At 33.4% G+C, this 26,957-nt stretch carries 23 protein-coding genes; 3 read left to right on the forward strand and 20 right to left on the reverse strand.

Annotation, left to right across the window (positions count from 1 at the left end; all coding sequences use genetic code 11):
- The first annotated feature begins 80 nt into the window (after nt 1-80).
- The gene (locus DXU93_RS07255) at nt 81-1,559 is read left to right on the forward strand and encodes a sodium:solute symporter (protein WP_116880607.1); all 1,479 of its coding nucleotides are present in this window, start codon (nt 81-83) and stop codon (nt 1,557-1,559) included.
- Between the two features lie 230 nt (nt 1,560-1,789).
- On the opposite strand, the gene DXU93_RS07260 is transcribed toward DXU93_RS07255, so the two are convergent.
- The 3 genes from DXU93_RS07260 to DXU93_RS07270 all read right to left on the reverse strand — a co-directional run bounded on the left by DXU93_RS07260 (nt 1,790) and on the right by DXU93_RS07270 (nt 5,406).
- Nucleotides 1,790-2,719 carry a glycosyltransferase family 2 protein gene (locus DXU93_RS07260; RefSeq protein WP_116880608.1) on the reverse strand — a complete coding sequence of 310 codons (930 nt, stop codon included), beginning with the start codon at nt 2,717-2,719 and terminating at the stop codon, nt 1,790-1,792.
- 33 nt (nt 2,720-2,752) lie between these two features.
- The gene (gene fsa / locus DXU93_RS07265; protein WP_116880609.1) at nt 2,753-3,409 is read right to left on the reverse strand and encodes a fructose-6-phosphate aldolase; all 657 of its coding nucleotides are present in this window, start codon (nt 3,407-3,409) and stop codon (nt 2,753-2,755) included.
- A gap of 296 nt (nt 3,410-3,705) precedes the next feature.
- A complete protein-coding gene (locus DXU93_RS07270; protein ID WP_123776077.1) occupies nt 3,706-5,406 on the reverse strand; it encodes an ABC transporter permease in 1,701 nt (566 codons plus the stop codon).
- A gap of 21 nt (nt 5,407-5,427) precedes the next feature.
- On the opposite strand from DXU93_RS07270, the gene DXU93_RS07275 reads away from it, so the two are divergent.
- Nucleotides 5,428-6,678, forward strand: a complete 1,251-nt coding sequence (locus DXU93_RS07275; protein WP_116880611.1) for an exo-beta-N-acetylmuramidase NamZ family protein — start codon at nt 5,428-5,430, stop codon at nt 6,676-6,678.
- A gap of 485 nt (nt 6,679-7,163) precedes the next feature.
- On the opposite strand, the gene DXU93_RS07280 is transcribed toward DXU93_RS07275, so the two are convergent.
- From DXU93_RS07280 to DXU93_RS07360, 17 genes are all read right to left on the reverse strand, one after another.
- Nucleotides 7,164-7,835: a sugar transferase gene (locus DXU93_RS07280; RefSeq protein WP_116880612.1), complete on the reverse strand. Its 672-nt coding sequence runs from the start codon at nt 7,833-7,835 to the stop codon at nt 7,164-7,166.
- Nucleotides 7,836-7,969: 134 nt separating this feature from the next.
- The gene (locus DXU93_RS07285) at nt 7,970-8,395 is read right to left on the reverse strand and encodes a four helix bundle protein (RefSeq protein ID WP_116880613.1); all 426 of its coding nucleotides are present in this window, start codon (nt 8,393-8,395) and stop codon (nt 7,970-7,972) included.
- Between the two features lie 168 nt (nt 8,396-8,563).
- On the reverse strand, nt 8,564-9,775 hold the full coding sequence (locus DXU93_RS07290) for a polysaccharide biosynthesis protein (RefSeq protein ID WP_116880614.1): 1,212 nt from the start codon (nt 9,773-9,775) through the stop codon (nt 8,564-8,566).
- A 795-nt stretch (nt 9,776-10,570) separates the two neighbouring features.
- A complete protein-coding gene (locus tag DXU93_RS07295; RefSeq protein WP_116880615.1) occupies nt 10,571-11,728 on the reverse strand; it encodes a LegC family aminotransferase in 1,158 nt (385 codons plus the stop codon).
- Nucleotides 11,729-11,895: 167 nt separating this feature from the next.
- Complete coding sequence (locus DXU93_RS07300; protein ID WP_262510723.1) at nt 11,896-12,525, reverse strand: acetyltransferase; 630 nt, start codon at nt 12,523-12,525, stop codon at nt 11,896-11,898.
- Nucleotides 12,522-13,679: a glycosyltransferase family 4 protein gene (locus tag DXU93_RS07305; RefSeq protein WP_116880616.1), complete on the reverse strand. Its 1,158-nt coding sequence runs from the start codon at nt 13,677-13,679 to the stop codon at nt 12,522-12,524. Before DXU93_RS07305 ends, DXU93_RS07300 begins: the two co-directional genes overlap by 4 nt.
- Nucleotides 13,680-13,682: 3 nt before the next feature.
- A complete protein-coding gene (locus tag DXU93_RS07310) occupies nt 13,683-14,735 on the reverse strand; it encodes a hypothetical protein (RefSeq protein ID WP_116880617.1) in 1,053 nt (350 codons plus the stop codon).
- On the reverse strand, nt 14,728-15,948 hold the full coding sequence (locus DXU93_RS07315) for a glycosyltransferase (RefSeq protein WP_116880618.1): 1,221 nt from the start codon (nt 15,946-15,948) through the stop codon (nt 14,728-14,730). Before DXU93_RS07315 ends, DXU93_RS07310 begins: the two co-directional genes overlap by 8 nt.
- Nucleotides 15,949-15,956: 8 nt before the next feature.
- Nucleotides 15,957-17,096, reverse strand: a complete 1,140-nt coding sequence (locus DXU93_RS07320; RefSeq protein ID WP_116880619.1) for a glycosyltransferase family 4 protein — start codon at nt 17,094-17,096, stop codon at nt 15,957-15,959.
- Nucleotides 17,093-17,659: a serine O-acetyltransferase gene (locus DXU93_RS15320; RefSeq protein ID WP_116880620.1), complete on the reverse strand. Its 567-nt coding sequence runs from the start codon at nt 17,657-17,659 to the stop codon at nt 17,093-17,095. The genes DXU93_RS07320 and DXU93_RS15320 overlap by 4 nt, the downstream gene beginning before the upstream one ends.
- A gap of 48 nt (nt 17,660-17,707) precedes the next feature.
- Complete coding sequence (locus DXU93_RS07330; RefSeq protein WP_205679240.1) at nt 17,708-18,874, reverse strand: O-antigen ligase family protein; 1,167 nt, start codon at nt 18,872-18,874, stop codon at nt 17,708-17,710.
- Between the two features lie 100 nt (nt 18,875-18,974).
- The gene (locus tag DXU93_RS07335) at nt 18,975-20,375 is read right to left on the reverse strand and encodes a lipopolysaccharide biosynthesis protein (RefSeq protein WP_165851359.1); all 1,401 of its coding nucleotides are present in this window, start codon (nt 20,373-20,375) and stop codon (nt 18,975-18,977) included.
- Nucleotides 20,376-20,439: 64 nt separating this feature from the next.
- Nucleotides 20,440-21,435, reverse strand: coding sequence for an SDR family oxidoreductase (locus DXU93_RS07340; RefSeq protein ID WP_116880623.1), 996 nt, complete (start codon nt 21,433-21,435; stop codon nt 20,440-20,442).
- A gap of 308 nt (nt 21,436-21,743) precedes the next feature.
- Entirely contained in the window at nt 21,744-22,121 is a 378-nt protein-coding gene (locus tag DXU93_RS07345; RefSeq protein WP_116880624.1) for a hypothetical protein, read from the reverse strand.
- A 311-nt stretch (nt 22,122-22,432) separates the two neighbouring features.
- Complete coding sequence (locus tag DXU93_RS07350; RefSeq protein WP_116880625.1) at nt 22,433-23,707, reverse strand: nucleotide sugar dehydrogenase; 1,275 nt, start codon at nt 23,705-23,707, stop codon at nt 22,433-22,435.
- Nucleotides 23,708-24,322: 615 nt separating this feature from the next.
- The gene (locus DXU93_RS07355; RefSeq protein ID WP_116880626.1) at nt 24,323-25,318 is read right to left on the reverse strand and encodes an SDR family oxidoreductase; all 996 of its coding nucleotides are present in this window, start codon (nt 25,316-25,318) and stop codon (nt 24,323-24,325) included.
- Nucleotides 25,319-25,841: 523 nt separating this feature from the next.
- On the reverse strand, nt 25,842-26,300 hold the full coding sequence (locus DXU93_RS07360) for a UpxY family transcription antiterminator (protein WP_116880627.1): 459 nt from the start codon (nt 26,298-26,300) through the stop codon (nt 25,842-25,844).
- Between the two features lie 132 nt (nt 26,301-26,432).
- Between DXU93_RS07360 and DXU93_RS07365 the strand changes: the two genes are divergently transcribed.
- Nucleotides 26,433-26,954 carry a type I restriction enzyme HsdR N-terminal domain-containing protein gene (locus DXU93_RS07365; RefSeq protein WP_116880628.1) on the forward strand — a complete coding sequence of 174 codons (522 nt, stop codon included), beginning with the start codon at nt 26,433-26,435 and terminating at the stop codon, nt 26,952-26,954.
- The last annotated feature ends 3 nt before the right edge of the window (nt 26,955-26,957 follow it).

Here is a 26,957-nt window from a genome sequence, read left to right on the forward strand (position 1 = left end):
CGTACTTCAGAAACTTTTATTCTCACGACTCAACGTCCTGTCTTTAAATTAAATTACTTTTATCCCCATAAAATTTATTTATGAGTGGACTATTTATTTTATCGATTATCCTGCTTTATTTCGTGGTTTTGTTAATCATCTCGAGATTGACATCCAAGGGAGCAAAAAACGATGCCTTTTTTACAGGGAATCGTAATTCCAAATGGTATTTAGTGAGTTTCGGAATGATTGGTGCTTCCTTGTCGGGAGTGACTTTTATTTCTATTCCAGGTCTTGTAGGAGGTTCAGGATTCAATTACATGCAAATTGTAATCGGTTATATGATCGGTTACGCAATTATTGCTTTCGTACTATTGCCGCTGTATTATAAATTAAATTTGACTTCCATTTATGCTTATTTGGGTGGAAGATATGGGCCTAACACACATAAAGTTGGAGCAGGTTTTTTCTTGGTTTCAAGAGTTTTAGGTGCCTCCGTACGCCTGTTTCTAGTTGCTGATATTCTTGATTATTTCGTACTAAACGCCTACGGTATTCCCTTTGAAATATCCGTTTTAGTCACCCTACTTTTGATTTATGTTTACACTTATCGCGGTGGAATAAAAACAATCGTTTGGACAGATACATTACAAACTTTATTTATGCTCATCGCATTAGTTGTGAGTGTTGTTCTTATCACCCAATCTATCGGTGGAATAGAGGAAGCTACTGTTGGATTGAAATCCCTAGGAATGACAGACTGGTTTTTAACAGATGATCCGAAAAGCAAAAACTTTATTTTAAAAGGAATTTTAGGTGGTTTGTTTATCACTGTTGGAATGACAGGGCTAGATCAAGACATGATGCAGAAAAACTTGACGTGTAGAAACGAAAAGGAAGCAAAGAAGAACATGATGTGGTTTTCAGTAATTCTGTTCGGAGTTAATTTTGTCTTTTTGATGCTCGGAGGTTTGTTGTTTTTATATGCAGAATCACATCCAGAAATTTTGTCTATAATTCAAGGAATGGAAGCCGATAAACAAACGGATAGATTATTCCCTTTAATTGCCTTGGAAGGTGGTTTAGGTGCTTTAATCGGTGTGACATTCTTACTTGGACTTGTTGCAGCGGCCTATTCTTCGGCAGATTCAGCATTGACTTCTTTAACGACATCTACAAGTGTTGATTTGGTTGGTGTAGACAAATGGAAGGATACCAAAAAAGCAGAGAAAGTCAGAAAATTGATTCATATTGGAATGACTGTACTATTGTTTATTGTCATTTTGCTGGCCAATGCTTTCAAAGAACAAGATGTAATCAACACTTTGTTTGTTCTAGCAGGCTACACTTATGGACCTTTGCTGGGCTTATTCTTCTTTGGAATTATAAGCAAGAGAATTGTCAATGACAAAAATACTTGGATTGTGTGTTTGATAGTACCTGTTCTCATTTTCATCTTCAAAACTTATGAAGCTGAATGGTTTAATGGTTATCAGTCAGGACATGAAATCTTAGGTGTAAATGGTCTATTGTGTTATCTCGGTTTATGGATGTTGTCTAAACCTAAGGAGCAGAAGTAAAAGTTATAAACTGAATTCAGTAGGCGAAAACAGATGTTTCACACGATGTGGCTTTTGATTGTAGTTTATTACAATTTTTAAATGAATACGCTCAGCTTCGCCCACGGAGTGGGTGAGGTGTTAATAAAAAAAAGCATTGCGTTTTTTGTTAAGCCACAGCGTGGCGACATGTTATGCCTACCAATTCCTCATCAAACAACAGAAAAAGTCAATGTATAATTGCTAAGGTATCAATCTTGCTTAGCTCCGTAATTTTTGTGGTTCTTTCGATAATAATCAGCCAAATAACTCAATCGGTAGAAGTCAAACAAACGAATCGATGGCGAAGAAGAAAACAATTGGTTTTTCATTAATTTTCCAAAAAGGCGATAGCAAAAGCTTAATGGGACAATCATTTTCAATTGTTTTATCTTTTCAAAAACCCTAAAAATCTTAATTTGTTGCACTGTTTCAGGTTTTCTAAATGTTGGATTATACACGTATTTTTCAACCGCTACCAAACTATTCTTCAAGAAGCCTTCATTGCTTTCTTGATAGTCATGGACCAATTGATTGTCAATGTGATAAACCGAAACTTGATTCGCTTCCAATTTTAAGCCCAATAAAGTGTCTTCATGTCCGTATCCACCTTTTTCAAGATCAATAGTGCCTTCATCAAATGGAAAAGCTTTAAAAGTGGAACGCTTAAACATAATGTTGAAACTAATCAATGAGCTATAAGGCGTCTTATTTCTTTCTTTGGCCTGTGAAAACTCCCTTTGAGAACCGTAATGCCAACGTAAGGCATTTTCCTTTGGTGCTTGATCGCTGTATTTCATTCCACCAATAATTACTTCCGCCTGATTACAATTATCAATGTAATTTTGTATGAAATCGGAACGGTCAACACGTGCATCCGAATCAATAAACAACAGATGTTCATATTGAGCGATTCTCCCTAATTCATTACGAATTTTAGCCCTTCCGAAATGAATTTCAGATTCAATATATGAGCATCCTTCCAAGGTGTTAATGACCCTATTCTCAGTTTTAAACAAGGTGGATGTATCGTCCAAAACAAGAATTTCAAATTCAATACCCGCTGAGAGGCACTGAATTTGAAGATCTTTAACCAGTTGTGAACAGTTAAAATTATAAACAGGAATTAAAATTGATAGCATGAATGGAGTTTCTATCCTTTTGAATCCAGTTGATTATTTATTTCCTTTTTCGTAATCCGCTAAAAACTGCGCCAAACCACTATCCGTTAAAGGATGTTTCGCCAATTGAAGGATTGCTTTTAAAGGTCCCGTCATCACATCAGCACCAATTTCTGCACAATCGATGATGTGCATCGTATGTCTAACGGATGCAGCTAAAATTTGAGTGTCAAAGCTGTAATTATCAAAAATTCGTCTGATTTGTGCAATTAAGCCAATTCCATCACCTGAAATATCATCAATTCTCCCAATGAAAGGCGATACATAAGTTGCACCTGCTTTCGCCGCTAACAAAGCTTGTCCAGCAGAAAAAATCAAGGTACAGTTCGTTTTAATTTTATTTTCCGAAAAATACTTGATGGCTTTAATTCCTTCCGTTGTCATTGGAACTTTTACCACAATGTTGTGATGTAAATCTGCCAATCTTTCCCCTTCTTTGATCATTCCTTTAAAGTCCGTCGCAATCACTTCGGCACTCACAGGACCATTCACAATTTGACAAATGCTTTTATAATGCTTTAAAATAGCATCTTCACCTGTTATTTTTTCTTTAGCCATCAAAGAAGGATTGGTGGTTACACCGTCCAAAATTCCTAAATCATTGGCTTCCTTAATTTCGTCTATATTTGCTGTGTCAATAAAAAATTTCATAATCTTACTTTTGACTAAAATACTTAGATTTTTTTGAATTTGAATGAATCTTTGATTAAATCAAGCTACTTTCATTTTAGAGATTGAATATTTCTAATTGAACATTTATATTGCTCTCAATTTGGGGCTTCCCTAAATTTCTTTCCGTAAACTCCAAGAAATTAGGTCGGGCCATACGTTATATCTTTTTTTTCAAAAAAGGATGCCACTGCTACCCCTAAGCCGAAAAAAATCCAAGAAATTCCGTCCCAGCTAAAAAGACGAATGCAATCACTTTGTTCCACAAGTATGTTGAACTAGTCAAACTTTAAGGCTTTAATTGGAGAAATTTTCGTTACCACATAACTTGGAATAATCAAAGCTGCTGTACACAATACAATTGTACCGATATTCAGGAATAAAATGTGGAGATAATTAAGTTCAATTGGCGCAGCATCCAAATAGTAAACTTCAGGGTTTAAAGGGATAATCGTGAAATGTTCCTGCAGTAAACATAAACCAATTCCTACGACGTTTCCTATCACAACTGCCCTGAAAATAATAAAGACCGCTTGGTATAAAAATAGCTTTCTGATTTCCCAATTGCTTGTTCCAAGGGCTTTCAATAATCCAATTAAATGCGTTTTGGTAATAATGAGTACCAATAATCCTGAGCCCATATTTATCGTTCCGATGAGCAACATCAACACCAAAATAATAACCACATTAATATTCAAAAAGTCCAACCAAATAAAAATTTCCTGTTGATCATTCGCAATCGTTCGCACGCGATAATCAGTGTGATTACCACTTTCAGGAAAGTAAATAGTACGTCTAATTTGTTCAGCGATTTGACTCAACTGAGCAAAGTCATTGACTTCCACTTCATAGCCTCCTACATAATTTTGATGACTCCCTTTTCCATCAATATATTCAAATGTAACACGTTTTCCTCCTTTTAGGTTTACCGCAAATTTAGTTCCCGATTCATTTAAAAATTCTTTCTTAAATTGTCCCAATTCAGTTTCCTTTGGATAACATGGATATCTTTTATTTCCTTCAACTGTGACTTTCAAATATGCAGTGTCAGGAATCGTATTCATTTCCCCAAAACCATCGATGAATGTAAAATAGTCAGAACTAATTAAACGAATGGTTGTGTCTTTTGTATCGCAATAGGTAAATCCTTGTGCATTTTCATAGCCTTTTCCCCAATCGTGACGGTAATTTCCATTTCCACCGCGCGTATCGGCATAAATGATGAATTGTCCATCTTTATTGACAGTATCTGCAACCCTAATTGAAGTTTGGATACCCCAATCATTGAGCTTCTGAACATTTCTAATGTCTCCTATTACTACCTGTTCATCAAATTCCTGTAATCCCGTTTTAAAAATTCCTGTGACCTTATATTTTAATTTAACAGGTGTAGCCTTAACAAAAAAGACGTTAACAAATTCTCCAATTTCAGTATTCAAATTCTTTGCAACTTGAGTAGAAATAATGATTTCATTATGAGGAATCGAATCTTGAACATTGGGTATTCCACCTTCAACAATATGTTTCTTAAAAAAGGACCAATCATATTCTGCATTTACACCTTTCATTACAATTCCATGAATTTCCTGCTGAACTTGAAATGTGTCAATGTCATTCACACGGTAAAAGTTGGTGTCAGGATCGGATTGTAGCAAAGCAGGTTTGTAGGCAAATGGTTGTATATTTTGAACACCATTAATTTTCTTGACAGCAGCCTCTAAGGAATCATCATAAATAACAGGAGCGGATTCAAAAGTGGAATTTTCACCAGCTTTAACAATTGTAGCGTGCGATCCAAAACCAATTACCTTATCTTTGACTTTGTTCTGAAATCCAGTGACCACAGCTAGCGTTATGATATTGATAACCATAGCCAGAATGATGCTCAACCGAGCAATTCGCGTGATGGGTTGCGAAACTTTTTTATCTTCGCCTTTCCCTTTATGGATTTTCTTTGCTATGTAATATATTTTATTCACAATATCTTAAAATGCTTGCTAATGTACTTAATGCGTCTCTTCCTAAAAAGTTTTTTCTTGTTTTTCCTCGTTTCATGTGAAAGTGAAATTCCGGCGCAGGAGAATCAAATGAATCAACAAAAAGAAAATGTTGCGGTAAAGTTAGAAAAACCTATCGTAGTTGGAGCAGAACAACTGGATTCCATTCAATTATTTTTACAATCTAAAAAAGTTGGGGTTGTAGGAAACCAAACGAGTAGAGTAGGAGAAACCCATTTGGTAGATACCCTCCTCTCAAGCGGAATAAATGTGGTGAAAGTCTACTCACCAGAACATGGATTTCGTGGTAAAGCCGACGCTGGAGAACACGTTGCTTCAGATAAAGATGCAAAAACGGGACTACCTATCGTTTCCCTGTATGGCAGCAATAAAAAGCCAAGTGCGAATCAATTGAGTGGAGTAGAGGTTTTGCTTTTTGACTTACAGGATGTTGGAGCTCGTTTTTACACCTACATTTCAACTTTACATTACATTATGGAAGCCGCTGCGGAAAATGGAATTGAAGTATTGGTGTTGGATAGACCAAATCCAAATGGACATTATGTTGATGGTCCAATCCGTAAAAAAGGTTATGAATCTTTTGTGGGAATGCACCCAATTCCAATTGTTCATGGAATGACGGTGGGCGAAATTGCACAAATGATCAACGGCGAAAAGTGGTTGAAAAACGGTGTGCAATGTAAATTGAAAGTAATTTCCTGCTTGAATTATGACAGACACATGCCTTACAGCTTGCCTGTTGCACCTTCACCAAATTTGAGAAGCGATGAAGCCATTCAATTGTACCCAGGATTATGCTTATTTGAAGGAACAAGCCTAAGTGTAGGACGAGGAACGGATAGGCCCTTTGAAGTGTATGGACATCCAGATTTAAAAGGAAAACCAGGTTTTGATTATAATTTTACGCCAGTTTCAAGTTTTGGCTCTAAAAACCCGAAACACAAAGATCAAGTTTGCTATGGAGAAAATTTACACGACTACGTTCGAAATAGTAAAGTAAACAAGTTAGAAATTCAATGGTTAATCAAAGCATACAATGCATTAGGATCAGAGGATTTCTTTATCACAAAAAACCGCTGGTTTGATATTCTTGCAGGAACAGATCAACTGAGGAAAGACATTATCTCAGGGAAATCAGAAGCGGAAATTAGAGCAGGTTGGAAGGCTGGTTTGGATGTGTTTAAAACGATGAGGAAGGAGTATTTGATTTATGGGGGAGGAAATTTAAAATGAAAAATGAAAAATGAACAATGAATAATGAAAAATGAAAAATTAAAAAATGAAGAATGAAAAATGTAAAATGAAAAATGAATAAATTGTTGAGTAGTTTTTTCGTTGGTTTGTGGATTCGTAAATTTGTGGATTCGTAAATTTGTGGAGTCGTGAATTGTTTTTTTGTTGTGAGTCTAATTTTTGTATCCCCACGTTCGTCAGTTCGAGTGAATGAAGAAATGTAATGGAGAATTTTGTATCCCCACGTTCGTCAGTTCGAGTGAATGACGGAATGTAATGGAGACATTTGTATCGAGAACAAGAACGTTTCCTAATGATAGCCCATCTAATTGGAATTTCCGTTACTCAGTAGATTGATGGTTTTAGCGTAATAAGCATATATTAAATTAAAAAAGAACGCATTTGCGTTCTTTTTAATTTAATATGTTTGAAAAGCCAGGAAAGTTTTTTTTGTTTCTCAAAGCTCTTCCAAAAGATCATTTAATTTAAAATGGTCTTTTCGGAAGTCCTTTAAACCATTTGTAAACAATTTCACTTTCAGGTTTTAAAATAACCCAAGCAGTAACGATGATGATTTTTACGTCAGTTATGAATCCTTGGTTTTCTTGGTACCATTTTTCAACTTCACCTTTAAAAGGATAGATTTTGTTCGAATAAAACTCCCAAGTGTCTTCTCCACGGTTTTTGACCTCGGTAATTAATTCTTCTTCATCTCTAAAAATGATAGAACCAATTCCTGTTAAACCTGGTTTTACGTTATAAATAACTTCTTGTACATGTTTTGGATAGGCATCAAAACTCACCTGCATTACTGGACGAGGTCCTACAACACTCATATCACCTTTAAAAATGTTAATCAATTGTGGTAGTTCATTTATTTTACTTTTACGTAAAAAACCACCCATTGGAGTTATTCTCGGGTCTTTTTTAGTTGTGATCACACCACCTTTCATATTGGGACTATCTTTTAACATGGTTGCGAACTTCCAAATCAAGAAAAGTTTATTTTTAAATCCAACACGCTCTTGTTTGTACCAAATATATCCTTCTCCTGTTAACTTTAGGCCTATCATTATTGGAATAAGCAATGGAGATAATATGAGTAAGGCCATTCCGGATGATAGAATGTCAAAAAGTCGTTTTATTAGTTTATACATTTTTTATATTTAATGATTTATTGATTCAAGAAATTAAAGATTCAAGGATTTAATTATTCAAGAATTCGGTTATTATTGTTTATTATTCAAGTATTGAAAAATTCTATGATTTAAGATTTGGATTTTTCGGATTCTTAATCTATCTCTTGACTTCCATAAGTTATAGAAGGTTCTTTAAATTTAGCCCCTTTGTAACTCGAGTTTTTCAAGTATTTAATAAATAAACTTAATTGTTTAGATATTTCAATTGTTTGACTCTGAAGACTGTTGAATTCATCCTTGTTTAGAACTTCTACATCAAGTGCTCTGTAAAACTGAGATCTCAATTCACCTGCACTACCTTTGGAGTAAGAAAGAAAGTTAATGAACTCCTTGTTCCCACCGCGTTCAAACCCTTCGGCAATATTATCCATGATACTACCACTCGTTTTAAAAAGATGATTAATCAAAAATCCATATTCCTTATCGTCCTTACGTGCAAGAATCCTAAACATCTCAATATTCAATTGACGACTCAGCTTCCATACATTAAGATCTTCGAAAGTGCTAATTTTTGGCATGTTTTTTAAATTAAGGATTCAATGATTTAATGATTCAAAGATTCAAGGATTCAAAGATTCAAGGATTTAAAGAGACTGTATTTAACTACGCAATCTTTGAATTTTTGAATAAAAAATCGCAGATTTTAATTGAATCTTTGAATGTAGAAAAAAATCCTCGATTTTTATCTACATCTTCTGATCCAAACTCTTCCCTGTTTCAATATGTTCAAAATCAGGTAAATGTTTTTTCAATAATTCAACAATTGAAGACTTATCATGATTACCTGAATTCATCAATTCTTGTAATTCTATAATTGTATTTGAAATATCCTCTTTTGGTAATTTTCTTGCGTTTTTAATAACTCCCAAGCTATCATAAGTTTCCTGGTCAACAACATCTGTATCTGTATAAAACTCTTCATATAGTTTTTCACCAGATGTATCCGTATCAAAGAAATAAACAGGATATGGATCACCGTCTTTTGTAGATAAAGCTTTTTCTTTAGCTTCTTGATCTGATTTACATTCCAAAATAGGTCGGTTTGAAGCTTTAAAAAAATCAATTGTGATATCTTTAAAGAAAACCATTTCCTCTTCTGCTAATTTAGGAAAAAAGATTTCACCTGAGTTTCCTAGCATACAGGCCAACATACAAATCTGTCCACTTTCTTCTGGCGATACAAAAAATCGTTTTACATCGGCAGGACAAGAGATTGGTTGATTTTGAAGTAAACGTTCAATGTAACCAGCCAATAAAGAGCCATTTGAAAATGCAACATTCGCAAATCGTGCAGTGGTAATTTGTAATTCGTTACTATAAGACATAATAACTTCTTCCATTAATTTCTTACTCGCTCCCATCACGTTTACTGGGTTAGCAGCTTTATCCGTAGAAACACAGAAGAAATGTTCTGGCTTATTCTCTGTCAATAAATCTAAAAACTCCTTTGCTTTAAAGACATTATTTTCAATCATAGCCTCGATAGAATATTTGTCTTTTTCACTTCTTACATGTTTGTGAGCAGCAAAATTAGCTACGATATGAAATGGACCTTCTGCCAAAAACATTTTGCGAAAGACAGGGTCACCAAAACTCATTGGATAGGTTTTATAGTCTTCTGGAACATACATGTTAACATCAGAACGCAATGTTCTCGTTAACTCAGTTAAACCATTTTCATTGGTATCCACAACATATAATTTTCCAGGTTTAAACTTTAGTATTGCTTTGATATATGAAGAACCTATTGTTCCTGCTCCACCAATTACCAAAACTGATTTTCCTTCAATCTTCTTTGATAATATTGCTGAATTACTTTCCATATCAGGTGCAAATAAACTTGTTGGTCTATTTGTTATGTGTATATTGATGAATTGTGGAATGTCTATTAAATTCATTTTTTTATAATGTTAATTTGTTTTATTGTTGATCCGTGTAGTTGTTGAGCTGATAAGTTGTTTTCCGATGATGCTAATCTAAACATTTCCGCCTTATCGTCTATTTAATGAAATTTAAAGGTTGTGATTAGATAAAAAAATCATCGTCGTACTTTTGAGAATATTACTCTTAATATGGCTTGAGAAAGAAAGAAAGATTCCTTGTCGTATTGCTATAACAAGTGGTATTTAGATTCATGATTAACTCTAAAAAAAGATTCCTCGTCGTATTGCTTTAACAAGTGGCATTTAGATTCATGACTAACTCTAAAAAAAGATTCCTCGTCGTATTGCTTTAACAAGTGGCATTTAGATTCATGATTAACTCTAAAAAAAGATTCCTCGTCGTATTGCTATAACAAGTGGCATTTAGATTCATGATTAACTCTAAAAAAAGATTCCTCATCGTATTGCTATAACAAGTGGCATTTAGATTCATGACTAACTCTAAAAAAAGATTCCTCGTCGTATTGCTATAACAAGTGGCATTTAGATTCATGACTAACTCTAAAAAAAGATTCCTCGTCGTTACACTCTGTCGGAATGACAGGCTACACGTATGGAGGGTGGTAAAAATTTGCTAAAGCTTCGCTTAAGCAAATTTTTACCAATAAAACGACCAACCAATTGTCATTCCGAACAGCTGTAAAAATCTTTGATTTTTGCCGATGGAGGAATCTCTTCTTTTCGATCAGTTTGTTATTAATAATCTAGGTCAAAATCGTTGAATATACATCGAAGATTTTTCTTGAATCTTTAATTTCCTACTTCCTCGTAAAAATCTTTTATCGTCTCAACAACAGTCAAAAGTTGCTCCTTCGTAATCCCAGCAGAACTTGGAATACTAATGCTGTTCTCATAAACAGATGCTGAAACATCATTTTCAGAGACGTAAATATCGTCTTTAAACATTGCTAATTGATTCATCGGCATCCAAAAAGGACGCGATTGAACTCCGTTTTTGTTTAAATAATCCAATAATTCACGCATGCGTGATGTACTAAATGTAAACAGCCAACAGTTTGGATCTGTTTTTTCTGGAATGGCTTGAAACTTGATATCTCCAACGCCTGCTAAATGTTCACGGTAAAAAGCATCCATTGTTTTCTTCGCCTTTAAAGTTTCAGGGAATGTTTCCATTTGAGCAACTCCAATAGCTGCCAAGACATTCACCAAACGGTAGTTATAACCAATTTCGTCGTGAATATAATCCATCGCACTTACTTTGGCTTGTGTCGTTAGATGTTTCGCTTGCTTGGCAATAGCTTCATCGTCGGTAACAATTACACCACCACCTCCAGTAGAGATGATTTTATTTCCATTGAAGCTAAAAACTCCAATTTTCCCGAATGTTCCGGCGTGTTTTCCATCATATGTACTTCCTAATGCTTCTGTACTGTCTTCTATAATTGCTAAATGATATTTCTCTGCAATTTGCAACATACGTTTTACATCGCCAATGTTACCTAGAACGTGAACCGGCATTATTGCTCGGACTCTTTTTCCAGTGGACTTATCAAAACTAAAAGTACCGTTATTGGAAGTTTTTAACTCTGTGTTTTCTTGAAGATATTTCTCCAATAAATCTAAATCCATTTGCCAATTGTCTGCATCGACATCAATCAGAATGGATTGTGCTCCTGTGTATTTTATCGCATTCAATGTTGCAATGAAAGTAATGTTTGGTGCGATAACGTGATCATCAGCTGTAACACCCAACAAGATTTGGGCAATATGCAATCCAACAGTTCCATTCATGCAGGCAACGCCATACTTGGCACCTGCATATTCAGCAACCATTTCTTCAAATTGCGTTACATAACTTCCTGCCGATGAAATCCAGCCAGTAGTTAGACAATCAAGGACGTACTTTGATTCGTTTCCTTCGATTTTTGGTATTGATAATGGGATCATTTTTTTATGTTGTTTTTTAATGTTCGTTAAATTAGTTGGCTGAGTATAATAAAATTTGGATTCTCGATAATTCAATGATTCAAGACGCTTCGCTATTCAATAATTCAATGATTGGAATAATTGTTAATCCTTGAATCCTTGAATCTTTTAATTTCGGAATCCTTGAATTAAACAAGTAGTTTCGCTGGATTTCCAACTACAGTTTGACCATCTGGAATATCTTTCACCACAACAGCACCAGCACCAACGATAACATCTTTTCCTATAGTCACTCCTTGTCTCACAACTGCTCCAGCTCCTACAAAACTTCTTTCTCCGACTGTAACGTTTCCTGCTAAAACAGCACCAGGAGCTATATGGGCAAAATCTTTTACTTTACATTCGTGTTCTATTATTGCGCCAGTATTGATAATACATCCAATTCCAATTTCAGTCAATGGATTTACTATTGCTCCTGCAGAAATTAAAGTGTTCACTCCAATTGTAGCTGTTTTGGAAACAATTGCAGTTGGATGCTGTAAAGTCGTAAATATGTTTTCTTTTACCGCAATTAGTTTATTATAGACTTTCTCACGAATGGTATTATCTCCTATACTTCCAAAAAGTAAAGCATCGTGTTGCTCAAACTTTTCTTCTATGTCTAAGAAGCTTAAATTATATGGATTATTAGACGCCTCAACAAATTCATGATATCCTAAAATATCTAAATTCATTGCTTGTGCTGTTTCTATGCAAACGAAAGCATGGCCGGAGTATCCTATGAAGGCGATTTTAGAATGTGGATTTATGTTAATCAATTAGTATTTTGATTTTTTAATAAGGTTTGATATTCATTTAATAGTGTTTGCCAAATTTTCTTTGAATCGAAATCTTTAATGACTCTCTTTCTACCATTTAAACCGTGTCGTATTTTTAAATCTGGTTTATGATAATAATTTTTTGTAGCCTCAAAGAGTTTTTCGATATTTTCAAATGGCACCAAAGTCCCAGTTTCTTGATTGACTATTGCATCTTTAAATCCTGGTATATCATATCCGACTACAGGAATTTCAAGTGAATTGGCTTCTGCGCCTACTAAACCAAAGCCTTCACGTTTAGTTGGTAATAATAATACGTCTAAATGTATCATTAAGTGTTCAGGTTTTTCAACTTCTCCAAAACAATAGATATCTTTATCAATTTCTAAATTATTTTTCGATAGACACTTTTTAAACTCACCTTCCGACTCATCTGGTCCAATTATAAATCCTGTAAAGGGTGTCTTTTCCTGTTTTAGTTTTGCAAGAACTTTAATATAATCAAATATTCCTTTTTCTTCAGACAGACGACCAACATAGCCAATAGTAAAGCGTCCATTAATTAAATTCTTTACGGATTCATCTTTGGTGATATTTTCAGGGTTAAACCTGTTTTGAAAATCTATGCCGTTGATTGTTCCATTCTCAATAACAGTTATCTTATCAGCTTTGCAGACTTTATTTTCAGTAGCAAAATTTTTCAAACTTTTTGATACAGCAAAAACTTGAGTCGCCAAACTACAAGTTAACTTTTCCATTCGATAAAGAATACCTTTCTGAACAGTATTACCTCTAGCTGAAACTAATCCATGCATTTGGTAAATGATGTTCTTTTTAAAAAGAAATTTTCCTGCAATAACTCCAAGTAATGAAGCTTTTGGCGTATGAAGATGAATGATGTCAGGTTTTTCATTTTTAAATAATTTAATAAGTTTAAATAGACAAGATAAATCAGTTTTAAAATTTATTTGCCTTTCAAAATTAATATGTAGAACCCTGACTTGAGGATGTTTTTGCTTAAATGCATCATTGAAATGTTGATCAGAAGGTATCACCACAATAACTTTAACTCCATTTTCTTGCATATACTCAAGCTGCCCATCTAAAAAGTAATAGGCAGATTGAGGAGCTGTAAAAACATGAATGAGTTTCATTTTTTAAATTTCTTTCTTAATCTCTTTTGCGTAGTTTAATGCGTTGTCAGTAGAGATTACTTTTAAGAAGTCAGCATTAGCAATCATTTCTTTTAATAGCTCTCTTTCTTTCGCATACGCATACTCAATATCAGTTTTTCTGTTGAAATACTCATAAGCGATGATTGTTGGTGCTCTCATATAATTAAACTCATACCTATCTAATGTATTAATTCTATCAAAAGCTTCCTCGGGTGATATATCCTCATTTTTTACATCTCCACGATCTAAAATATAAATACCTTTTATTTTTGCTTTCATTGTTATGTCCTTGACATAATCGGTAATAGGTTCTGTTTTACCAAAACTCAGTAGTTCTAATACAGAAATCTTTTCAGTCATATTGTTTAAAAACTTACTGAATTTGCTTGTATCTACAGTATCGTAATATCTGAAAGTACTCGTCCATGGTACAGCGTAAAAACTTTTTCCGTCTGTCAAAGCAAGATCTTCAGCTATAAACTTATACTTTGAATTATCTTCCATACATAAAGTCATTGCAGTTAGCGTTTTCCCTGTATTTGGTGGTGCAAAAATGGCATAACCATTTTCATCAACCGAAAAACCAGAACAGTGTAGTGGCGCTAAACCGTTATGCATTAACCTAAGATTAATAATATCTGTCAAAATATAACCGATAGAATGAATATTCATAAAACGATGTTTTACAAATCGCATGTAATCTTTGTTCACGGTTACTTTTATGGTATTTGTATCTATACCAGATATTTTAAATTGAAGTTTTCTTCCGTAAAGGAAGTTTCTTTCATAATATATTTCACCACCATTTGGGTATCCATTAAAATAATGAAATTTACCCATTTTCTCTTTTTCTTCTGCTTTGGGCTGGACTTTTCCTTTAACAACATTTAAACTGATTTTAATTTTTGCCCTTTCAAACATTTCTTTTTCAACGTGAGGCATAGCCATACCATAAGAAAAACTAAAATCCTTAATATTTGTTTTTACAGCTATGATCTCATCGATAGGACTGTAATAATATTTTTTATCACTCATTAGATTGTGTTGTTTGTAATATATTTTTTACTTTTTGATAATATTCAAATCGTTTTTTCTTTAATTTTTCTTCTGTAAAGTTTTGAACCGATTTGTGACTGTTTTTTATATTTAATTGATATGTTTCAGCGTTTGAAAGCACATCAATAATTTTATTTGATAATTCTAGAGTATCCCCACTTTGTACTAAAAACTCTTCAGAAACAAATTCAGGAATACCTCCCACATTACTTGAAATGACAGGACAAGCCCTTGCCATGGCTTCTAATAAAGAACGAGGAATCCCTTCTGTTTTTGAAAATTGAATATATAAATCAAGGCTATCTAAAAAATCAAAAACTTCTTTACCGCTTGCTAAACTTCCTAAACATTTTACTCGTTTTTGAATATTCAGTTCTTTTGCTTTTTGTTCGGTGGCACTTTTTAAATAACCATCTCCTGCAAAGTACAATTCCACATTAAAACCTTGTTTTAAAACACCATTAACTGCCTCAACTATTTCTAGAGGTGATTTTATAGGGTACAACATGCCTAACACACCAATTCTTATAGACTTTTGATGAATATCTTTAAATCGGGCTATGATCTCATCGGTATTTCTTAATCTGTTATGACACTCAATAATATCTGATTCTTTAATGATAACATTAGAAGCAGAAGCTGTTATTTTAGCATTCGTAGCTGGATATCTTTTTTGCAATGTTTTTTCTGTAACATAAAGTGCTGCTTCAGCTTTGCTTACAACTGCCTGCATTGATTTTAAACTGTATGATTTGAGAAAAAATTTTACGATTGGCGGCAATTTCAAAAATTTCGCAACCTCATAAGGATCTCCAACAACTTCAACGGCAAACTTAATCTTGTTTTTGTTTAAAATTTTTGCTGCTAAATTTCCAATCGGGCCTGGAATCCTTATCACATAAGCTGCGTTTTTATTAATGTTTTGTAGAATGATTTCTTTTATGATACTTCTTTTTTTATAAAAACCCAAGGCACCATTATAAAATGGAAGTGATAAAAAAGAAACTTTAGGTCCACTAACTAAGTTATAGTTTTTTGGTAGTTCATTAATATCTTGTACTCGGGCAATGACATTCACTTTTTCAAAATGATTCAGATATCGCTCCCAATAGGAGTCATACTTCATTCTGGGAGAATAAAAATCATTTTTATACCTGTAGTAAACGGCTTCTTGGATAAAGTAAAGGGTCATTGTAAAGCTTATCTTGTTAAAACTTTTTCGAATGCCTTAACTTGTTCTTCTTCTGAATATGTAGATTTCATGAGATTTAAAGCATTTTTAGACATAAATCGGTATTTCTCTTTGCCATTTATTAGGCTTTCTATTTTCATAACATAATCACTAACAGAATTGAAAGAAGTGAGAAATCCATTATAGTTATTAGATATAATATCATTCATGCCCCCAACAGCATTACCAATAACTGGCTTACCTAATGACATGGCTTCTAAAACAACTCTTGGTAAGCCTTCAGAGTAGCTAGGATGAATTAATATATCTGTTTTATGGTATAAATGGAGTACATCTGATTGATTTACAATAGTTTCAATGTTGCCTACTAAATTATGTTTTTCAATTATGTTTTTGACCTGATCAAAATATCTCTTGGATTGTGAGGAATTGCTTACAATTCCAACTAGCAAAAGCTTTACATTCAAGCCTCTTTCAATTAATTCTTTTAAAACTTCTATCGTAACATGTTGTCCTTTTGTTTTAATGAAACTCCCGCAATGCATCATTACAAACTCACGATTTGTGGATTTGTACCAAATGTTTGTATCATCACTTGAGTTTGTATTTTTTACATTTACGGTATTTGGTATAGTAAAAATGTTTTCAGCTTTTGAAATACCAAGAGCTTGAACCATTTGACTAGTGGCGTGAGAAACTGTTAGGATTTTGTCAGCTCTGGTTTTAATCAAATATTTATCAAAAAAACCAATCTGATTAGGTAAAAACCATCCTCTTGCAAAATATGTAATTTTGTAGTTTTGTGACTTTCTTAAAACACCTAATGTTTTAGTTGTATTGACACTTACTAAGTTTGGTTTAAATTCAGCTATAATATTATTAAAAGCTTTCCTATAACCTATTGTTTTAAAAAAATATTTAATGATTGATATAGGGTTTTTACCTAAAATAATTGGTTTTTCACGTTTGTCTAAAATCTTTATTGGTACATCCAAATTATGACAAGCATCGATATAATCTGATGAGCACCCCCAAAAATCAACAATTAAAACATCATGCCCATGATTTTGTAGCCTTTCGGCTAACTCTAAAGTGCTTTTACTTGATCCTGCGAAATTGTGAACTGATTCTAGGAAGATTATTTTCATTTAATTTTTGTTTTTAGCAAAGGATTTTCACCTTCCCTTACTTCTCTTAAAACTTTAGCAGGAATTCCTCCTGCTACACTATTTTCAGGTATGTCAGAAACTACAACTGCATTAGCTCCAATTATACAATTATCTCCAATCTTTATTGGACCTAATATTTTTGCACCCGCACCTATAAGCACATTATCACCAACAATTGGCTGTGTAGTATTGTATTTCGTTTTACCTAAATTTCCGCCGAAAGTAACACCTTGTCTTATCTCACAGTTCTTTCCTATTTTAGTTTTTCCTCCAATAACAATTCCCCCAATATGCCTTATAACAAATCCTGATGAAATATTCGCTCTTCGCCCAATCCATGTGATAGTTGTTATATGCATTGTTTTTTCAAATAGTATTGCCACAACCTTATTCTTTTTATCAAAATAGTGTGATAATCGATATAATATAACTGCTCGAAAAGCTGCACTAGCCATAAAAGTAAAAGAAATATTAAAAACTGATGGTTTTATTTCTTTTTTATAAGCTTTAAAATCAGCTTTTAAGAACTTTAGCATTTTCATTTAGAATTAATTTTATATATTATTTTGTTGGATCTTCATTTTAATAATTTATTGATTTTTCCATTTATTTGAATTCTGAAATTTTCTTTTTGTAATAAGAATAAAGTTTATTAATAAAAATTGTAATGATAAAGCAAGACGAGAATAATTTATTAGAAAGAAGAAACCATTAACTAATAATGCTATTGTCAAAGCGAAAACATATGTATAAACTATTTTTAAACTTTTATTTTCAGCATATTTAATAACAAAAATGTTTCTTTTAAGGAAAATAAAATAGAAAAGAAAATAACATAATGCATAAATTAAACCACCTGTAAACAAAATTTCCAAATATACAGAATGGGTATATACATAATATGAATAAAATTTAAATGTACCAAGACCATACCCCGTCAAAGGATTATGTAAAAATAAATCCCATACCATTTCATAAATCCCAAAACGACTCCCATCTTCATCTTCATTATTAATAAATCGATTTACAAGTGGAGCATTAGGGTAATATTCAATTGTTAAATCAATTAATAAATAAACCGCAATTAGCGCACCTGCAAGTTTTAAGTAACTTGAAAAGTTAAAGATTTTTAGCTTGAAAATCATTATGGTTGCATAGAAAGCAGCAAAAGCAACAAAGGTTTGTCTTGAGCCTATTATTAATAAGGATAATAATATTCCTAAAGCAATTAAACCCAAGATGAAATTCCATTTAGATTTATTAATTATTTTGATTAATAATAAAGTGCAGAGTAAATAAATTAGGGATGCATGTCCAAAACTATTTAAAGACAACATTATTTCTTCAGGAATATATCTCCCCCCTGTTTGCAATGCACCTATACCACCAGAGAGATTAATTGCAGTATTTATAATTCCACCAAGAACTATTGCAATAAGAGCATTTTTCAATTTATAAATGTCATTTATAAATAATGCAGGTAAGATAGCCGTAGTTGTGTCCTTTAACATTGAAATCCAGGCTCTAGCTGCAGTTTCTTGATGATCAATAAAAAATATGTTAAAAACTAAGATTAAAAATAGTAAGAGATAGTTAAGTATAAAGAAGGATTTTTTCTTAGAAAGAGTATTTATTTTTATGATGCAAAAAATTGAAAGTAAAATTGAAACCCCATTTAATACATAGTAATAGCTTGAGACCATTAAAAGTGAAAGTAGAAAATAATATACATATATAAATCTATAGAGTTGCTTCATTGATTTGTGATAAAATCTGCTCATGTGTTTTTAATGTAAAAAGTATGACAGTTCTTTTAATACGCTTAAACTATGTTTAATATTAAAATAATTGAAGTGTCTATTTCCAACCTAACAATCTAAAAAACTTTATTAAATCTTCAAAGACTAATAGTCTAAATAAAACAATAGATACTGTATACAGTAATAAGACGAATATTATTCTATACAAAAGTATAAAGTCTGAAAATAAAAAGTACGCAATACTAATCAATAGACTAATTAAAAACACTTTTAAATTGATTAATAACTCTCTTTTCCCTATAAATGAATAATTTTTACTAGCAACATAATAGTTAATTGAGTAACTCAGAATACTTGTAATTAAAAAACCATACATAAGTATGTTTAAATTGTGATTCAATAAACCAACAACAATTGTTATGGTTTGAATTATTTTTTTTATTAATTCTAAATATAGAACAAATTTTGTATCGTTAAATATCTTAAATAACATCCTATTAAAATTCTCTTGTATTTGAAAAAAACCAACAATTGACAATATTTGAAGAAAAAACGTAGCTGACACCCATTTTTCACCTAGAACAATTAATATGATGTCATACGCAAATAAAAGTATGATAAGAGCAATTAGACCAGAACCTATTGATATTATCTTTATCATATTATGATACATATACTTAAACTTATTTTTATCTTCTTGTAATTTTGAGAGTGCAGAATAAAAAACAGTTTGAGTTACTTTATTTTGAAGCCCAATAGGTACGTTTTGAAGTTTCTTTGCTTGGTAATATAATCCTGTTTGTGAAATTGAAAAATATTTAGCTAAGACTATTTGATATATGTTATCAAAAACCGCTATTACTAGCGATGCTAAAGATATATTAACTCCGAATTTATAATGATATTTAAATGAATCAATATTGAAAGCTAAAGTTCCGATACCACCCTCAAAAAGCCACATTAACAAAGTTGCTATGAGAGCATTAGATAAATGCATAAATACTAACGACCAAATGCCAAATTCATTGAAAGCTAATATGATACCAATAGCAGATGAAATTAGAATAGAGAAAAATTCATATTTGCTTTTTTGTTTAAAACGCATGTTTGAAACCAACCTAGTTCCATGAATAATTTGAAAAGCATTGATTATAAGTATAAAAGAAGATACAATTAGTAATCGTTGCAAAGCTTGATCATCATAAAAGTCTGATATTGCTCCGGAGGTAGCTATAAGCAGTATGCAAAATACAACAGAAATGATTAGATTAAAAATAAATATAGTGGAATAGTCTGTATTAGTAGCATTATTATTTCTCACAAGTGCAGCTCCAAGACCTGACTCTGTTAACACTCTTGCGATTACAATAAAAAACAGTACAACACCTAATTGACCAAACTCTTCAGGAGATAAAATTCTAGCAAGAATAATGTTTGCAATCAGCGTAACACCTAAATAACCAAATTGGCCAAGTAGCGTCCATAAAGTTCCAGACAATAAGCTTTTATTGAGATTAGAGGACATTAAGCTTTAAAATTTAAATAAATATCAAAGATCATGTCTACTTCAAATTACTCCAATACCACTCCACAGCCTCTTTCACTCCCTCTTCAATCCTATGACTAGGTTCATATCCCAGCAGCTCCTTTGCTTTTTCAATACTCGCTAAAGAATGGGGGATATCACCTTTTCTGTTGGGTCCATGTACAATTTCCACATTTTTAATTTGTTCATCGTGTTGACCCAGGTATTTTTTCATTATTTCGGTCAATTGGAGTAGGGTAGTGCGGTCACCCACGGCGGTGTTATAGACTTGATTTATTGCATTTTCATTTTCGGTAGTGATGGCCAACAAATTCATTTGGATGACATTATCGATATAGGTAAAGTCACGCGAGAAAGTTCCATCACCGTTAATGACAGGACTTTCGTGTTTCATAAATTGCTTAACAAATAAAGGAATCACCGCAGCGTAGGCCCCGTTGGGATCCTGTCTTCTTCCGAATACGTTGAAATAGCGGAGACCCACACAATTCATATCGTAAGTTTTCGCAAAAACATCGGCATATAATTCATTCACATATTTCGTAATGGCATAAGGCGACAAAGGTTTCCCAATAATATCTTCAACTTTAGGTAAGTTTTCAGAATCTCCATAAGTCGAAGAACTCGCTGCATAAACAAATCTATCCACTTTAGCGTCTCTGGCAGCCACCAACATATTTAAGAATCCATCAGTATTTACAGAATTCGTGTTGATAGGATCATTAATAGAACGCGGTACAGAACCCAAAGCCGCTTGATGTAAAACAAAGTCTTTTCCTTCGCATGCGGTATGGCAAGTTTCCAAGTCACGAATATCTCCTTCAATTAAAGTAAAGTTTGAATCTTCAAGGAAAGGCGTGATGTTGTGTTGGTGTCCCGTCGCGAAATTGTCGAGGCAAGTTACTTTTGCACCGATCTCGAGGAGGATTTCACAGAGGTTGCTTCCAATGAAACCCGCCCCTCCGGTTACTAGGATGTTTTTCTTTTTTAGAATACTAAATTCTTTAATCATTTAATGTTTTTTGTGGGGTTGTTTTTTTGTTGAGTTGTTAACTCGTAATTCAGCTTGTTCGTCCTCTGACGAGTATTTTGTATCCGATAGCCATCGGATTGATTTTATTTTGATCTATTCTTCGCTACAAGCCCCGTGAAATATGCCTATATTCCTTTAGATTCAAAATTAAATTAGCTTCGCTGAGACTTCGTGTTCATGAACCGAGCTTGCGAGCTCACTTCGATAAGCTCTGCGCAGCGCATAGTTTGTCCTGAAAAAATCGGGAAATACCTTTTAATATTTTAGAGAATGAATAATAAAATGTGTTAACTTGCTTTAGGGCTGGCAATTATTTCAAAATCTTTTTCTACAATCTGCTCAGGGTTGTAATCATTGATTTGATCAAAATGAAATACCCCTAAACTATTGTATAATCCATTTGAATTTTCACTTTCAATGGTCTTTAATTGTTTTATTTCAGCTATACTGCTATTGTTCACAATTATACTTATTCCGCTTTTTAAATGAGGTTCACTCAGTTTATGAATAACTATTCCATCCTTACAAAATATAAGTTGACTTGAAATGACTGGTGTTGGGATTTTTGTTGTGTTTTTTAAATTGTGTTCTTTTACCTTTTCTTTCAATAGGGTATGGTATTGCTCTTCTAAATCGATCCATTGGTTTTTAAGTTGTGTTTCCATTTGATTTAGGTTTTTATGTTAAGTTGTTTTTTTGTTTAGTCGTTAAGTTGGTTATTCCTAAAGTCGTGTAGTCGGTTATTTGTTAATTTGAAAAGTCGGTTTTTTGTAAATTTGGTTATTCGTTAAGTCGTTTATTTGTTTACTCTTACTTTATATTCAGTGTTCTGGTCTTCGTCGCGTCTGTCGCGACGATTCACCACCCACAACTGCTGTCATTTCGACGAACGAAGTTAGGAGAAATCTTATCCTAAAAATGTTAATTCGTTTTTTGTAAAGTTGTAAATTTGTTTGTTAATTGTTTAACAATGCAATTACAATTTACTTGTAGCATTTTTAACCACTCCTTTCACATCATACAAGATTCCTTTTTCGTTTTTCAATTGATCGATGTCGATACTTAAGAATTCTTTATGTGGAACAGCCAAAACAATAGCGTCAAAAGTAGCTGAAGGCAATTCTTGGGTTGTTGTTAAGTTGTATTCGTGAGCAACTTCTTCTGGATTAGCTAAAGGATCAAAAATAGTTACCTTAGTTCCGAATTGTTGCAATTCTCTGATTACATCAACAACCTTTGTATTACGAACATCAGGACAATTTTCCTTAAAAGTAATTCCCATCACTAGAATTTTAGAGCCTTTCACTTTTTGGTCGTTGTTCAACATTAATTTGACCACTTCAGAGGCAACGTAAGCGCCCATAGAATCATTCATACGTCTTCCTGCGAGAATAATTTCGGGGTGGTATCCTAATTCTTGTGCTTTTTGTGCTAAGTAATAAGGATCAACTCCGATACAGTGTCCTCCTACTAATCCTGGTTTAAATGGTAAAAAGTTCCATTTTGTTCCAGCAGCTTCCAAAACCGCATTGGTATCAATTTCCATTCGGTTAAAGATTTTCGCCAATTCATTAACAAAAGCAATATTGATGTCACGTTGTGAATTTTCAATTACTTTAGAAGCTTCTGCTACTTTAATGGTAGGTGCCAAATGCGTTCCAGCTGTAATAACGCTGTTGTATAATGCATCAACTTTTTCTCCGATTTCTGGAGTTGAACCAGAAGTCACTTTTAATATTTTCTCGACTGTATGTTCTTTGTCTCCCGGATTAATTCTCTCTGGAGAATAACCTGCAAAAAAGTCTTCATTAAATTTTAAACCACTCACTTTTTCCAGTACAGGAACACATTCATCTTCCGTTACACCAGGGTAAACTGTAGATTCATAAATGACAATATCCCCTTTAGAAAGCACCTTTCCAACCGTCTCAGAAGACTTGTATAAAGGTGTTAAATCTGGTTTGTTGTGTTTGTCAACAGGAGTAGGGACAGTAACGATGTAATAATTACAATCTTTAATGTCTTCTAAGTTCGCAGAATTGAATAATCCTGTTTCCATATTGTGATCTTCTACCAATACAGATTTCAATAAATCATCCGCCACTTCTAAAGTAGCATCATGACCATCATTTAATTCCTTAATTCTAGCCTCGTTTATATCAAATCCAATTACAGGATATTTTGTAGCCAATAAACGTGCTAATGGAAGTCCTACATATCCTAATCCTATTACTGCAACTTTATCTTTCATTTTTTTTTATGTTAGTTCTCAAGTTGGTTTGTTAAGTTGTTTACTTTATATTCTTTGTTTTGACCGTCGTCGCGCTTGTCGCGACGATTGATCTCCCACAACTACTGTCATTTCGACGAACGAAGTTAGGAGAAATCTAATTTTAGTGTACTGTAAGTTTGTTGATTCGGTTATTCGTTAATTTGTATAGTCGTTAATTCGTAAAGTCGGTTATTTGTTTTTTTGTGTATCCGATTTCTGTCGGTTTGTTTATTTGCTTACTCTTACTTTATATTTTTTGTTTTGGTCGTCGTCGCGCATTGCGCGACGATTTATACCCCTTAACAGATGTCATTTCGACGAACGAAGTGAGGAGAAGTTCTCAGTCAACTGACTGAATCTATTATTGAGTGAATTGTTAATTTGTATAGTCGTTAATTCGTAAAGTCGGTTATTTGTTTTTTTGTGTATCTGATTTCTGTCGGTTTGTTTGTTTGGTTATTCTTGCTCTGTATTTGCGGTCCATTCGGCAAGCTCTGGGACCGTAAATGCCGAGTTTTATATTTGTCAATCTAAATAAAAGTATAGTTTTTCACCTCTTTACTCAATACTCTTGCTCGAAACTGTAATTTGAATTTACTTCAAATTATTCCAGTACCATTCAACAGCCTCTTCAATTCCATCTTCGATTTTATGACTAGGTATATACCCTAATAAATCCTTTGCTTTGTCGATGCTGGCCAAAGAGTGTGGAATATCTCCCTTACGATTTGGACCATGTTTGATTTCAACATGAGCTATTGCTTCATCAAATTTTGTTAAGTGTTTTTTAAGTAATTCTGTTAATTGAACTAGGGTAGTGCGATCCCCAACTGCTGTATTGTAAACTTGGTTCAGCGCTTCTTTATTTTCAGTGGTTATGGCGCGTAAATTCATTTGAATTACGTTGTCGATGTAAGTAAAGTCTCTAGAGTAAGTTCCATCTCCATTAATGATTGGACTTTCGTGCTCCATAAATTGTTTCACAAATAGAGGAATTACTGCTGCGTATGCCCCATTAGGATCTTGTCTTCTTCCGAAAACGTTGAAATAACGTAGTCCAATCGTGTTTAGGCCATAGGTCGCAAAGAAATTGTCAGCATATAATTCATTGACATATTTAGTGATAGCATAAGGAGACAATGGCTTTCCAATAATATTTTCAACTTTTGGTAAGTTTTCAGAATCACCATAAGTAGAGCTACTTGCAGCGTAAACAAAACGTTTTACTTCAGCGTCTCTTGCAGCAACCAGCATATTTAAGAATCCTCCAATGTTAACTTCGTTTGTTTTTATTGGGTCATTGATTGAACGCGGTACAGAACCTAATGCTGCTTGATGTAATACGAAATCTTGATCTTTACACGCTTTGTGACAAGTTTCCAAATCTCTAATATCTCCTTGGATAAAAGTGAAATTGTCATTACTCATAAAAGGCTCGATGTTGTGCTTATGTCCAGTTGATAAATTGTCAAGACAAGTCACTAAAACTCCAGTTTTTAGTAGTCTTTCGCACAAGTTAGAACCGATAAAACCTGCTCCACCGGTTACTAAAACCTTTTTATTTTTGAGTTGTGTAAATTGTTCTATCATTTTTTTATGCTAATGGCTGTAAGCTTTTAGCTTTTAACTAGTTTTCTCCAACATTATATGTTGTTCGAAATGACAATTTTCCTGAGGTGTTTCTCGTCGCGCGGAGCGCGACGATGATCGAATAGTTCAATATGTCATTTCGACGAACGAAGTTGAGGAGAAATCTTTTTGTTGGCCGATTGAGTCTTTTTTCCTCCTTTTCCTTTATTAATTTTTGGAAGATGTTTTAGCTTCCTCCCCTTGTCCTCCCGTCAGCTGACGGAGAAGTATGAATTCCTTCGTTTTTAATATTATGATTTATTAAGTTTAGTTAAGGAATTAAATTGTTTACTAAATCTTCTTGCTCAAAACTCTTGTCTTGCTCAATACTCTTGCTCAATACTGACTTCCCACGGCTTCGCCATTATCAGTCACATTTCCATTTGTAATGTGTTGATTAAAAAAGGGTTTGCAATACTAAGAAAAAAAAGCCTAGCATTGTTTTTTCCGTATTATTTTAAGATGAAACGCGATTATAAAAACATTATAATTTTAGTCTCACTATATATCCTAAGTTTTTCAACAGGACCCAGCATTGATTTCCTGAGATCTTTTTTACTACACCTTTTTTTGTTTCGGTTCCAAAGTTGGTAACATCAATTTCGCTTCCTTCTTTGATTTTATCAACCGACACAATATTGGCGTGGTTTTCACTCATTTCATTCAATACGTCAACTTCCTGCTGGCTCACTTCGGCGGGTTTCCCCAACCAAAATAAATAACGCAATACGCCTGGGACTTCAAAAACGAGATCGCGTTCATTGTCCTTCAAATTAACCAGTAACATCGATGGGAGCATTGGAGTTTCAACCTTTTTTATTCGGTCGCTCCATTGTCTACGTTCGATTCTGGTGGGGCAATATGCTTCAATTCCTTGTTGAAGTAAGCGGGATTCCACTTTCTTTTCACATTTAGGTTTCGTTATAAGCACATACCAAGGCATTGTGTTGTTATTTTAGGAATGCAAACATAACTAATATTATCGAATATTTAATGAAATTATTTATTTAATCTTATGAAATAAGTAGGAGGGGCTTGAACATTTTAGTTTTAGATTAAAAAGAAGGAGTATCGTATGAAAGGTGAGGTTTATACTGTTGGAATTGCGTTTAAATTTTACTTTTGCAAAATGCTAACTCCATTGAATTTTCCAAAGACGGTGCTAAAACTCACGAAAAAGGGTGGTGATGTTTTTGTGTGGGATGAATTTCGTAAAAGAAAATTATTGTTGACGCCTGAAGAATGGGTGAGACAACATGTTTTACATTATTTAAACGAATATTGTCAAGTTCCACTTCCTTTAATTGCTTCAGAGTATGCAATTGAGGTCAATGGAATGTTGCGTCGTTGTGATGGAGTAGTGTTTGATCGGCAAGGAAAAGCAGTGGCAATTGTTGAGTGTAAAGCACCAAAGGTAAAATTGAATGAAGCTGTGTTGCATCAAATTGCACAATACAATTTCAAGCTAAAAGTCAGTTGGCTAATTCTCACCAACGGATTGAATACAATTGTTGCTCATGTAAATCAATCCACTGGTGAAATTTTGTACCGATCTGAAATTCCTAGTTTTGAGGTGATGGAGTCAATCGATATTTAAATA

Origin of the sequence: Brumimicrobium aurantiacum (genome assembly GCF_003402975.1) — a bacterium.
Taxonomy (GTDB): domain Bacteria; phylum Bacteroidota; class Bacteroidia; order Flavobacteriales_D; family Crocinitomicaceae; genus Brumimicrobium; species Brumimicrobium aurantiacum.